This window comes from Nostoc sp. LEGE 12447, assembly GCF_015206985.1.
In the GTDB taxonomy this organism is placed as follows: Bacteria; Cyanobacteriota; Cyanobacteriia; order Cyanobacteriales; family Nostocaceae; genus Nostoc.
Genome location: NZ_JADEXT010000010.1, coordinates 166,936 through 177,794, shown reverse-complemented (window position 1 = coordinate 177,794; position 10,859 = coordinate 166,936). Strand labels below are relative to the sequence as shown.

The 10,859-nt window shown below is 41.1% G+C and carries 11 protein-coding genes; 7 read left to right on the top strand and 4 right to left on the bottom strand.

The genetic code is table 11. The annotated features are described in order from the left end of the window. Window positions 1-289: 289 nt before the first annotated feature. Together IQ274_RS13945 and IQ274_RS13940 are read right to left on the bottom strand one after the other, a co-directional pair. On the bottom strand, window positions 290-880 hold the full coding sequence (locus tag IQ274_RS13945; RefSeq protein WP_163932807.1) for a hypothetical protein: 591 nt from the start codon (window positions 878-880) through the stop codon (window positions 290-292). A gap of 100 nt (window positions 881-980) precedes the next feature. Beyond that, on the bottom strand, window positions 981-1,550 hold the full coding sequence (locus tag IQ274_RS13940) for a DUF6658 family protein (protein WP_194142600.1): 570 nt from the start codon (window positions 1,548-1,550) through the stop codon (window positions 981-983). Window positions 1,551-1,891: 341 nt separating this feature from the next. Here IQ274_RS13940 and IQ274_RS13935 point away from each other — a divergent pair, with 341 nt between their 5' ends. Further along, window positions 1,892-2,809, top strand: coding sequence for a lysylphosphatidylglycerol synthase domain-containing protein (locus IQ274_RS13935; protein WP_194142599.1), 918 nt, complete (start codon window positions 1,892-1,894; stop codon window positions 2,807-2,809). A 15-nt stretch (window positions 2,810-2,824) separates the two neighbouring features. Here IQ274_RS13935 and IQ274_RS13930 read toward each other — a convergent pair whose 3' ends face one another. After that, window positions 2,825-4,144: a hypothetical protein gene (locus IQ274_RS13930; protein WP_194142598.1), complete on the bottom strand. Its 1,320-nt coding sequence runs from the start codon at window positions 4,142-4,144 to the stop codon at window positions 2,825-2,827. A 421-nt stretch (window positions 4,145-4,565) separates the two neighbouring features. Here IQ274_RS13930 and IQ274_RS13925 point away from each other — a divergent pair, with 421 nt between their 5' ends. The 6 genes from IQ274_RS13925 (at window position 4,566) to IQ274_RS13900 (ending at window position 8,680) form a co-directional block, all read left to right on the top strand. Continuing rightward, window positions 4,566-5,150 carry a Uma2 family endonuclease gene (locus IQ274_RS13925; protein WP_194142597.1) on the top strand — a complete coding sequence of 195 codons (585 nt, stop codon included), beginning with the start codon at window positions 4,566-4,568 and terminating at the stop codon, window positions 5,148-5,150. After that, the gene (locus IQ274_RS13920; protein ID WP_194142596.1) at window positions 5,140-5,385 is read left to right on the top strand and encodes a hypothetical protein; all 246 of its coding nucleotides are present in this window, start codon (window positions 5,140-5,142) and stop codon (window positions 5,383-5,385) included. Before IQ274_RS13925 ends, IQ274_RS13920 begins: the two co-directional genes overlap by 11 nt. An 837-nt stretch (window positions 5,386-6,222) precedes the next feature. Beyond that, window positions 6,223-6,435: an NAD(P)H-quinone oxidoreductase subunit L gene (ndhL, locus tag IQ274_RS13915; RefSeq protein WP_012412810.1), complete on the top strand. Its 213-nt coding sequence runs from the start codon at window positions 6,223-6,225 to the stop codon at window positions 6,433-6,435. Between the two features lie 25 nt (window positions 6,436-6,460). Beyond that, the gene (locus IQ274_RS13910) at window positions 6,461-6,772 is read left to right on the top strand and encodes a DUF3007 family protein (RefSeq protein ID WP_012412811.1); all 312 of its coding nucleotides are present in this window, start codon (window positions 6,461-6,463) and stop codon (window positions 6,770-6,772) included. A gap of 182 nt (window positions 6,773-6,954) precedes the next feature. Further along, entirely contained in the window at window positions 6,955-7,773 is an 819-nt protein-coding gene (gene trpA / locus IQ274_RS13905) for a tryptophan synthase subunit alpha (RefSeq protein WP_194142618.1), read from the top strand. Between the two features lie 244 nt (window positions 7,774-8,017). Further along, entirely contained in the window at window positions 8,018-8,680 is a 663-nt protein-coding gene (locus IQ274_RS13900; RefSeq protein ID WP_163932825.1) for a heterocyst differentiation related protein, read from the top strand. A gap of 145 nt (window positions 8,681-8,825) precedes the next feature. Here IQ274_RS13900 and IQ274_RS13895 read toward each other — a convergent pair whose 3' ends face one another. Then, on the bottom strand, window positions 8,826-10,724 hold the full coding sequence (locus tag IQ274_RS13895) for a serine/threonine protein kinase (protein ID WP_194142595.1): 1,899 nt from the start codon (window positions 10,722-10,724) through the stop codon (window positions 8,826-8,828). Between the last annotated feature and the right edge of the window lie 135 nt (window positions 10,725-10,859).

Below are 10,859 nucleotides of genomic sequence, written 5' to 3'. Positions count from 1 at the left end.
CATTAACGGAGCTAAAAGACTCATTAACGGAGTTCAAATACTCGTTAACGGAGCTAAAAGACTCATTAGAGATATTAAAAATAATGTAGAGACATAGCAATGCTACGTCTCTACAAGGGTTTTGGATAACGCATATTTAATTTCTAGAGATATCTATTAATAAAGTTTAAGGGAATTAAACCCCACCTCAAACCAAAACAAAGCCTGTCTATGCAGGCTTTGTTTTAGTAGCACTAGACTAGAAGTCTGTGGGCGCTTTCAAATTTTTACAAGAATTAAATGACTAATTTCAATCAACCGCTCTCTTGACTGCATTTCCTGCATCGTCAGCTGTACGCCGAATATTTCTACCAGCATCCTCAGCCCCACGCTGAACATTTGTTGTCACATCTTCGGCTGCATTCTGGGTATTTCCCTTGATATTTTCAATTCCTCGCTGAGTCCCCTTAACAACACCTTTGCGAACTTCTTCAGCTGAACTGCCGATATCTTCACCCAAGTTCTTCACTCTTTCACCAAGGGGTGTACCTTGTTTGTAATTTTCACCATATTGCCTTGGGCTGTCAACTGACTTCTGGTCAATATTTCTTTGAGCATTTTTCACCAGTGCATCAGCTCTGTCATTAGCTGCCTTTTCATCTCTCGCTCTGGGATCTACATCACTAAAGTTATTCATCCCACCAGAGGGAGAAGATAGAGGATAATCTTTTGTTGGATCGTATCGTTCAGTATTAGGTGCTTGAGCGCCAGGTTGTGGTGGCTGCGTTGCTATTCCTGGGGCACCACAAGCTTGTGTCAGAAATAAGAATATCCCTGCCAAAAAAACAGTTAAAACTTTCAAGGGACGAATGCTTTTCAGCCAATTCATTGCTTTTTTCATAGTGCTAAACTCCTTGCATTTTTGTGACTAAGTTAAACTTTAACCAAGATGGCATTTGGAATGAATTTTGCATTCCAAGGATTCAGACAAAATAAGGATTCTATCTGCCTACTGCTGGATTTCTTTGTAATTCAGGTCTGCGACTTGCTTCATCTGCCTTATTTTTCAAAAAGCCGGAAGCTTCTTCAACAGTCTCTTTTACAGTCTCAAGCCGATCTTGAACCCGATCTCCAACATTTGGTTCATTCTGAATCAAACCACCGGGTTCAGGCTGGCGGAAGTCTTTATCTGTGATGAGTGGCAACTCTGCTTCTTTATTGATTCGACCTGCTGGTGTCTCAGCACCAGGATAAAGTATCTTAGATTCTCTATCTGCTGTAGCAATCAAAAATTCCAAACTTGGTTGTAAGCTAGCTTGGTCGCTTCCCTGACTGGCTTTTGGGTTGGCTATTTTCGGATCGGTAGACATTCTGTAGTTGCCATACTTGTCTCCACCATTTTTATAAGGATTGTTTGCTCCACCGGCTTGCACAGCAGGGTTTTGTGGATTTGCACCTTGAGCATTTGCCCCACTACAAGCAGTGCTAACTATCAACAATAGTCCAGCTAAAAAGATAGTTAATATCTGGCGCAATCTTATTTGTTTCAAGAATACTCTCACAGCGTTCACGTAGCCCTCCTTACCAAAATATTAATAAGTTAAGTGTTTGCTGAATCATTGAATTGGTCAGCAAGTTATTGTGCTTGTTTTGGTTCGCTCAGTTTCGATAACCTCTATCAAGGATATGAATAATAAAAGGCTCTTTACCTCTAGCGCAGGCTACATTTTAATTAGTACATGAATAATATTTTTATCTAACTCTAGAGAGATATAAAATAAAGTAATATAGTTTTCGTAAAAAGCACTATATCAAGCTGTTTTATACTTCAAAAGCTTTGAATAGGTAGCTGATGTACTGCAATCGTAGAGGCATTGGCCCCTTGTTGCTCAACCGTTAAATTACTAAATTCATGAAGCAATTTTTACGCTGGATAATTTTGGGCGGAACGCTGTTTTTTTTAGCCAAAGCCTTGAAAGATAATTGGATTGGAGTGACTGCTATCCGCATTGATGGGGTAGGATGGGCAATTATAGCGATCGCTACAGGCGTAACTTTACTAGCGCATACTTGGGCAGGCTGGATTTGGACCTGGATTTTGCAAGAGTTAAATCAACCTGTATCATCTCCCCAATTTATCCAAGTTTACCTAAAAACGAACATTGCTAAGTATTTACCAGGTAATATCTGGCATCACTATGGGCGAATTGTCGCCGCCAAAAATGCCAATATTTCTGCTGGTGCAGCCACTTTAAGCGTTTTGCTAGAACCCCTACTCATGCTAGCTGCTGCTTTAATCATCATTGTCTTATGCGGTAGCCAATTTGCGGCGGCTAATACTAGCCTAGTTATCCAAATACTACAATTATTGAGTTTAGCCGTAGTTCTTTGTACAATTCATCCCCGGTTTTTAAACCCAGTTATTCGCTTTTTATACAGATTAAAAGCAACAAAGTCTGCTGCTACAACTCAACCAACTGTTCCCTTCAGTCTCAAAAGCTACCCCTTACGCCCTTTATTAGGAGAGTTGGGCTTTATGGGACTACGCGCCACTGGGTTTATATTAACTATGTCCGCCCTAGGTTCGTTGAACGTAAATCAAATTCCTTTATTGTTAGGGGCTTTTAGTTGCGCTTGGCTGTTAGGTTTTGTGATTCCGGGTGCGCCTGGTGGGTTAGGTGTGTTTGAGGTGACTGCATATCAACTTTTGCAACATCACTTTCCAGCGTCCCTAGTATTCAGTGCGATCGCTCTATATCGCCTCATTAGTATTTTAGCTGAAACTGCGGGCGCTACCCTCGCTTACTTAGACGAACGCCTTCCTAAATAATAAATTAGGCAAAACTCATCTGGGTCTATCTACTTTCATCTGTGAAAACACACGATAACCATCCAGATTCAACTGCGGATTACTGCTTTGTTCTTCTTCCATCTTAATCAAGTTATATTCTACGTTTTCTGCATAAATTGCAAACGTGATATTAAAAATCTCCATAAAATTTATTACACCTTTACATTCATCTTCAGGATAGTTTTCGTAAAAACGAATCAGATGAGCAATCCGAGTTTCTAAATGACGACGGGAATTATTACAAATTAGAATTATTTTTAAAAATATAATTACCAATGTTAGAGCATGACCTTGACTAATTAATAATATAAATAATGATGAAGGTTCCTTGCCGTTTTCTATTGTCAAGTAATCGATGACTCGATTACAGGTTCTCAAAAACAATTCTTTGGTGATTAATTCTTGATTACAATCCTTCTTCCATGATGACAAAACATCTATAAACTGCTGCTTCCAAGCCTCAACTGATTCTTGCTTGCCTACAGAAATAAATAGATATTTTTCGAGATTAATTTTAAATTGTTCTAGAGTTTGATTTTGAGTCTGTTTGATAAATATATGAGCAATATTCTCATGACTAAAAACCCCTCTTTTTAAAACAATTGCTTTGATTAAACGTAGAGCCTGGTCTCCCAAAACACTAGGATTTTTATAGCGTGCTGTGCTTGAAACTGTAGATTGAGAACGAGCAATATACATTGCCAGTTCAAACTTAAATTTTTCTTTTATCTGTTTAGAAAGCTTTCTAGCAGCCTCTTGTTGTTCTATGGGATTATTTTTATTAACAGATTGATCGATTAATAAATAAGAACTATAGCGATTAGCCCAATGACCTTTAGATGATTCATCATATTTAGCAGCAAATAATTTCAATTCTTGGTAGTCCTTGCTGTTGGCAAAATTCTCTAGCCAAGTCTTGCAAATCTTTACTACTGGATCGTTATTGTCTTTGACCTTGAGATTTTCATCAATAAATAAATTAACTAATTCTTGGATATATTTATCTTTTCGATTAGTCTTCCAATTATTAACTATAATGTAGCAACACCGCTTGAGTGTATTACATAGTTCTTGCTCATTATCATCTAAAAAAATACTATATATCCCAGGAATATAATCTGACTCTTCTGAATCAAGACCGTCTATAAATAAACCTTTGAATTCTCGCAAAACATCATCTGGTGACAGTTTTTTGACAATTTCCACGAAGAAGCTATAAACCTCTTCTTGTGCAATTTGCACATTTATCTGTCTAGAGTTAGATGTAACACTATGGGGATTTTCCTGACTAATTGATAAACTATTAGTGTTCATTCCAGTTATCAGGACAAAAAGGCTTCCTGTTCATATTATTACCAGCTTAACCTTGGTGAACACTAGCATCAATCTATTCTTCTGAAATTAAGTGATCTTTTTACACAAATTTGATAAAATCCGACCATAAATAAAGTATTAAATCCAAATTGTTGAATACTTCATCAAAACCCCCAGTGAAATTACTTAGTCTCAATAATTAGAAGAGTATCCCTTGGACGGCAAACTACTTTACAGCCAAGCATTATATGAACTTTACTATGAAGATTATGAGATCCGGCTACAAACCTTCCTTGATGAACAAGCATTGTTAGACGAAGAGTAGGGCATTACGGATAAATCTATTTGTGAAAAATAAAGTGCAACAGGGATTTTTCTATATGAAAGTGTGCGAGTCATCCAATCCAGGAGTTTCCCCACAATGATCGCAGCCAAAGGCAATGCTCCCCACCTCACCCCAGACGAGTACTTTGCCTGGGAAGCAACCCAACTGGAAAAGCACGAGTATATCAACGGCGAAGTTTGCGCCATGACTGGCGGCAGCGTCAATCACGGTCGTATCGCCATCCGCTTCACCGCCATGTTCGACAGCCACTTAGAAAATACAAGTTGCATCACCGGAAATTCTGATGTCAAAGTCAATATCTTTGGCAGTAATAACTATACCTACCCAGATGCCACCGTTACCTGCGACGATCGCGATAAAACCACAAGCCAATATATTACCTACCCCTGCCTCATTGTCGAAGTCCTTTCCGCCAGCACCGAAGCCTACGACAGAGGTAGCAAATTCCGAATGTACCGCCAAAACCCAGCCTTAATCGATTACCTACTAGTCAGTTCCACCAGCATCGAAATCGACCTTTATCACAAAAACGATGCAGGCGACTGGTTGATTATCAACTACAAAGCAGGCGACACAATCGAACTTAAAAGCATTAACCTCAATTTCCCCATTGAACAAGTCTATCGCGGTTTAACCCTTGAACCAGGGAATGGGGAATAGAATAAAAGCATTCCCATTACCCATTCCCTTCTACCTATTGCCCAATAGGCTAACCCTAGAAATAGCCATTCAAAAAATCCAAGTAAAACAAGCTGTTAGGCAAGTTCACACTGAAGGTATTTATCCTAGTGAGGTAGCTATTTCAAGGCTATTGGTTAAACCAGGATGTTTTCCCGACAAAAAAGTTCGCGCTGCTTTAAGGGCAACGCGAAGAGAAATTTATTTGGAACCATAACCTTGCCACCCTTTATTGGAAACATAAGTTTACCGTTGCGGCAAAGTTATTGCTAAAGTCACATAAAAGATTTTTGGCATTTTCAATTTTTAGTGGGGGTGGAGGGACTTGAACCCACACGACCTTTTACGGTCAACGGATTTTCATCCTCCCGCAGTTTTCACTGCTACCTGATGGCAATAGCCAAATCAGGTTTTGAGAATTGGACTCTCCCTTTACCCTCGACTTCACGTTAGGGTAGCTCCCGTCGGGTCTCTGCACCTTCCCTCAATTTTGGGTTTTGGATTTTGGATTGAAAACTAATCCCAAATCTAAAATCGCAAATCTAAAATTTTCGGGCTTGGCTCAGGATTGCCATGTCTGTCACCAGATTTAGGTTTCCCTGAGTTTGAGAGCTTCCACTTGAGGGATTTCTCCTTCAAGGCTCAGTTATCTAAGTCCGTAGCGTCTACCATTCCGCCACACCCCCGCAGGTGTTTGGTAATTAACTAGTGTAAACCTAGTTATTTTTGGAGGCAGCAAATACCGCCTTATCTATTCCACCATCAATTGTGTCTTTTGTCCAACTAGATTGAAAATATTTTTTCTAGATTGTGCGATCGCTTCCCAAATCGGAAGTTTTATTCGTAATTAACCTAGATGAGTTTTTCATCTTGTGTGACTAAAGCATCTGTTTGCTAGTAGATTTACGATAATAGCATAAAATTAGCTTTTATCAATCAATCTGGATAAAAAAAGGAATTATTGCGTAGTGATATTAAAAGCAGCATGATTATACTTCCCTCAGTTTGGCTGTTCAGCCTATGATGGAAAACAGATGCTTAGACCAAAAAAGTTATGATTGTCGCCCTGCTATATCTGATTTTGGCTGGAGCTTACCTTCTGGTAATCCCCATTGCTGTATTGTTCTACCTGAAGCAGCGTTGGTATGTAGCTAGCTCCATCGAGCGTTTGTTGATGTACTTTTTGGTGTTTTTCTTTTTTCCAGGTCTGTTGGTTCTATCGCCGTTTGCAAATTTCCGACCCCAACGGCGACAAGTTCAAGTTTAACGAGAATTGGTAGGTCATAACTCTCATGCGACGGATTGACGCTATTGGAATTGGCTTAGGTGTTTTTATTGCCGGCGGCTTGGCTTATGTAATATTGCAGCTAGTCGGTTTGGACACTCAGAAAGCTGGTATATGGAGCCAAGTCTTACTAGTCAGTGGGTTAATTGGCTGGTTAGCGACCTATTTTTTCCGTGCGGTGGGACAAAAAATGACCTACCACCAACAACGGGAACAATATGAGCAAGACTTTCTGCAAAAGCGGTTAGATGAGCTTACTCCAGAAGAGCTAGCACGAATTCAAGCTGAAATAGAACAAGAAGAGCAATCTCAGGTGTAAAGTTATCATTGGTCAGTTGTTATTTGTCCTTTGTCATTAGTCATTTGTCCTTTACTAATGACCAATGACTAATACTTCTCTACGAGAGGCTACGCCAACGACTACGCGGTAGTTGAGCGCAGTCGAAACTCAGTACAAGTGACCACTGACCAATGACCACTGACTATTGACACTTGACTAAAATGACTGCAATTTCTGATTGCTTTGAAACCCTTGGGCGGAATCATGAGTGCGCTCTGATTCCGTTTATTACTGCTGGCGATCCAGATTTAGAAACAACAGCAAAAGCTTTGCAGGTTCTAGATCAAAGTGGAGCCGATATTATTGAACTGGGCATACCTTATTCCGATCCTCTAGCTGATGGGCCAGTAATTCAAGCTGCTGCTACCCGCGCTCTACAAAGGGGAACAAAATTGGAGCAGGTACTGGAAATGTTGCAAGGGATTACTCCCAAATTGCGATCGCCCATTGTTCTATTTACTTATTACAACCCAATTTTGCATCGGGGAATTGATAAATTTCTCCAGGAAATAGCTGCGGCTGGGGTAGCAGGATTAGTAGTACCAGATTTGCCCTTGGAAGAAGCAGCAGGCTTGCTCGAACCAGCTAAGGAGATGGGAATTGATGTAATCTTATTGGTAGCTCCCACCAGCGATGCTAAACGAATCGAAGCGATCGCTCATTCTTCTCAAGGATTTATTTATTTAGTCAGCGTCACAGGGGTAACAGGGGTGCGATCGCAACTGGAAAACCGCGTGTCCGATTTACTCATACAAATTCGTGGTGTTACTGAGAAACCCATCGGTGTAGGCTTTGGCATCTCCGATGCGGCACAAGCCCGTCAGGTAAAGGAATGGGGCGCAGATGCGGCGATCGTGGGCAGTGCTTTTGTAAAACGGTTAGCAGAAGGTACTCCAGAGCAAGGACTTTTGGCGATCGCTCAATTTTGCCAAAGTCTCAAAGCAGCCATCAAAACCAGCACAAATACTCCTCTTGATTAGAACGGAAAAGTAGATTAAAAAGTATAACAGCGTAGTTTTTCTATCCTTGTTTGGTAGACAATTTGACCATTATGGTTTTGAATATTAACATCAGATATCATGATGTAAAAAAACTAGCTGATACGGTCGCTTATAGTTTGAGTATTATGTGAAGTCAAGTAGGCATAATTTATGAGTGTGAGTGTGAGAGTGAGTCAGTCACAAATGATTATTATAGTTACGTCGCAATTGAGGAGCATAGGCGATGAGTGAGAGTATGGCGTTTATCGGCGGGGTCGCCGTAGCTGGGCTGGCGGCTCTCGTATTGCTCAAAGGAACAAATACCCCCCTACAACCTAACTTTGCTGTTGCTCCGCAAATGCCAGGGACTGTAGTAGCGCCGGGAATACAGCCACAAATGTATCCTTACGGCCCTTATGGGCAACCAATCTATCCCAATCCTAATCAGCCACCAACCGCTACCAGTGCTGACCAACGTCTGGAGATGGAAAAGCTGAATACGCAGATGCAGTTGGAGCGTTTAAAGAACGACAATGAACAGTTGAAGTTGCAAAATCAACAACTCCAAGGACAAGTTCAAAATTTCAATACTCAGCAGCAGTGGCAACAAGCCCAGCAGTATAACCAACAAAAAGTAGCAGCACTCCAGCCGCAAACCTCTTGGTGGTCTTCACCCATGCTTTGGGCTGTGGGAGGCGCAACTCTGACTATTGGTGGTGGTGTTGTCGTCGCTGGAGTATTGGCTTTATTCTCGCCACGGCAGCGTCCAGCCCGTACTGTACAAGTGATTCACCCTTACCAAGGAAATACACCGCCCTTGGTTCCAGTGCGTCGCGCTGAATTTTTGCCAGCTTCGCGGATGGAAGCAAGACGAGTTGAAGCCCCAGAATATGACGAAATGCATTAATCAGGAAAATTAAATAACAGATAAACCCGATTTAAAATCTCGTTTCCAGGTATAACCTGGAAATTTTTTTATGGGTCTGCTTCTGCGAATTTAAGAGGCAAAGTCTATTTGTAAGTATTGCCAAGGATATAAACACTCGTAACTGTTAAAAGTCACTTTTAGGAGTTTCTTTGCTATTGGGATTCTCTTGAGTGGCAGGTTGGTTAGTATCGGGAAGTTTTTGTTGGCTACTCTTCGGATTACCTTGATTTTTTAGTTGAGTTAGTGCCTGTTTTGCCAGATTTTCGGCTGCTTGTTTAAATAATGGTTCTATTTTGTTTCGCCAGTATTTAGTATTAGGCAATTTTTCTGGATGGTTTCTATAATCTAAAACTTTATCCCATTTACCATCATCTATTGCTTTGTTGATCTCATTAGATAACGCCTCTGCTTTCGCCCAATCGTCCTGCCACTGGGTAATCATTTTGCCCGTCTCTTGGATACCAGAAGCAGCATTTGTTGGAATTGATTTTAAAAGTGCGATCGCTCCAACTATATCGCCTGAATCATACTTCTGTTTTGCTTGCTCTATAATATTGGCACTGTTATCACTAGGCTGCGATCGTTCTGATTTGTCCACATTGTCAGTTGACTCCTTCGGCTTTTCTAGTAAGGGAGTTGCTACATCACTAGATTTTGCTTTTGGCTTGGGAGCTGGTCGAGTAGCAATCAAGCTACTATCATTTACAATCTTAGTTACAATACCTTTTTCGCGCAGGCAAGAAGCCCATTCTCTATTATTGGTTATTACATCCGAGTGTGCCCAAGCCAAACGACCAGATTTAAGTTTAACTTCTATCCAACCTCGTTTTGTCCGCTTGCCAGTCACCTCGAAACTGGTGTTATCAGCAACTGTTTGCAAAATATTATCAGAATTTATCGAACTAGGCTCAGAACGGATATTAGAATTTCCGACGACAACAGCCGAGCATTTGTTTACTAAAGTAGTATCCTTACTTGTAAGATTTAAAGCTAAATTTTTCACATTTGGGTATACATTTGCGACTAAGGCAGCCGCACCACCCGCTAATAATATGCCAATTAATATTGGCCATGGGTCGGATTTACCAGAGTCTTTACGGACAGGTTTGACAGGATTTGCTGGTGCGACTGCAACCGTTTGCAGCCGAGATACTTGAGGTCTAGATTTGGTGGATTCTTGAGGTTGAGAAAGTTTAGGTACAGGATTAATCGCATCTTTACAGGCTTGCAGTGCTTCCGTGGCGTTTTGGTAGCGGTCTTTGAAGTGATAACGCACCATCTTCGTCAACACTGCCGCCAGTTGGTAGTTTACGGTTACTGATTGCTGCCAAATGATTTCGCCTGTTTCCGGGTCTTCTTGCAATGCCGTTGGCAATAATCCTGTTAGTGCTTGAATGGCAATGATGCCGAGGGAATAAATATCACTGTTGGGGCGGGGTTTGCCTTGCCCTTGTTCTGTCGGCATATAGCCGGGAGTGCCGATAACGACTGTGGCAGATGCTTGTCCCCCCACTGTTACCATCTGTGTACGCAGTTGCTTCACTGCCCCAAAGTCCACTAAAACTAACTTATTATCTGAGGCGCGACGGATGATATTATCCGGTTTGATATCCCGATGAATAACGCCTTGGCTGTGGACAAATTCAAGAATCTCCAGAACTTCTTGTAATAGTTGAATTACTTGGCTTTCACTCCAGCGTTTACCAGGTGTAAGTTCTTCAGCTAGGGTATGTCCTTCAATATATTCTTGTACTAAATAAAATTCTTGGTTTTCATCAAAATACGCTAGCAGCCTGGGTATTTGGTCATGGTTGCCCAGTTTTTCTAAGGTTTCGGCTTCGCTGTTGAACAGGCGTTTAGCAGTATCAAAAACTCTGGGGTCAGTTCCGGGTTTGAGGTGCTTGACAACGCAAATGGGGTTGCCGGGCCGCCTAGTATCTTGGGCAATATAGGTTTGACCAAATCCTCCCATTGCGAGGACTCGAATTACTTGGTAACGATGGTCTAGTAGCTTGCCGATCATATTCCCTCCCCAGAGTTATTACCTAATTGTCCAGCTGGTAATAAATATCTCCAAATTTTCTTCAATGAAATCCGCTATCTTGAGAAAAGATTTAGATTAAAAACGCAGCTTTTTTATAAACGCAGACTGTTTATT

Excerpts from the sequence above, each read along its gene's own strand:
- IQ274_RS13945 (WP_163932807.1), bottom strand. The coding sequence starts at position 880 with ATGAAAAAAGCAATGAATTGGCTGAAAAGCATTCGTCCCTTGAAAGTT.
- IQ274_RS13935 (WP_194142599.1), top strand. The coding sequence starts at position 1,892 with ATGAAGCAATTTTTACGCTGGATAATTTTGGGCGGAACGCTGTTTTTT.
- IQ274_RS13930 (WP_194142598.1), bottom strand. The coding sequence starts at position 4,144 with ATGAACACTAATAGTTTATCAATTAGTCAGGAAAATCCCCATAGTGTT.
- IQ274_RS13925 (WP_194142597.1), top strand. The coding sequence starts at position 4,566 with ATGATCGCAGCCAAAGGCAATGCTCCCCACCTCACCCCAGACGAGTAC.
- IQ274_RS13920 (WP_194142596.1), top strand. The coding sequence starts at position 5,140 with ATGGGGAATAGAATAAAAGCATTCCCATTACCCATTCCCTTCTACCTA.
- ndhL (WP_012412810.1), top strand. The coding sequence starts at position 6,223 with ATGATTGTCGCCCTGCTATATCTGATTTTGGCTGGAGCTTACCTTCTG.
- IQ274_RS13910 (WP_012412811.1), top strand. The coding sequence starts at position 6,461 with ATGCGACGGATTGACGCTATTGGAATTGGCTTAGGTGTTTTTATTGCC.
- trpA (WP_194142618.1), top strand. The coding sequence starts at position 6,955 with ATGACTGCAATTTCTGATTGCTTTGAAACCCTTGGGCGGAATCATGAG.
- IQ274_RS13900 (WP_163932825.1), top strand. The coding sequence starts at position 8,018 with ATGAGTGAGAGTATGGCGTTTATCGGCGGGGTCGCCGTAGCTGGGCTG.
- IQ274_RS13895 (WP_194142595.1), bottom strand. The coding sequence starts at position 10,724 with ATGATCGGCAAGCTACTAGACCATCGTTACCAAGTAATTCGAGTCCTC.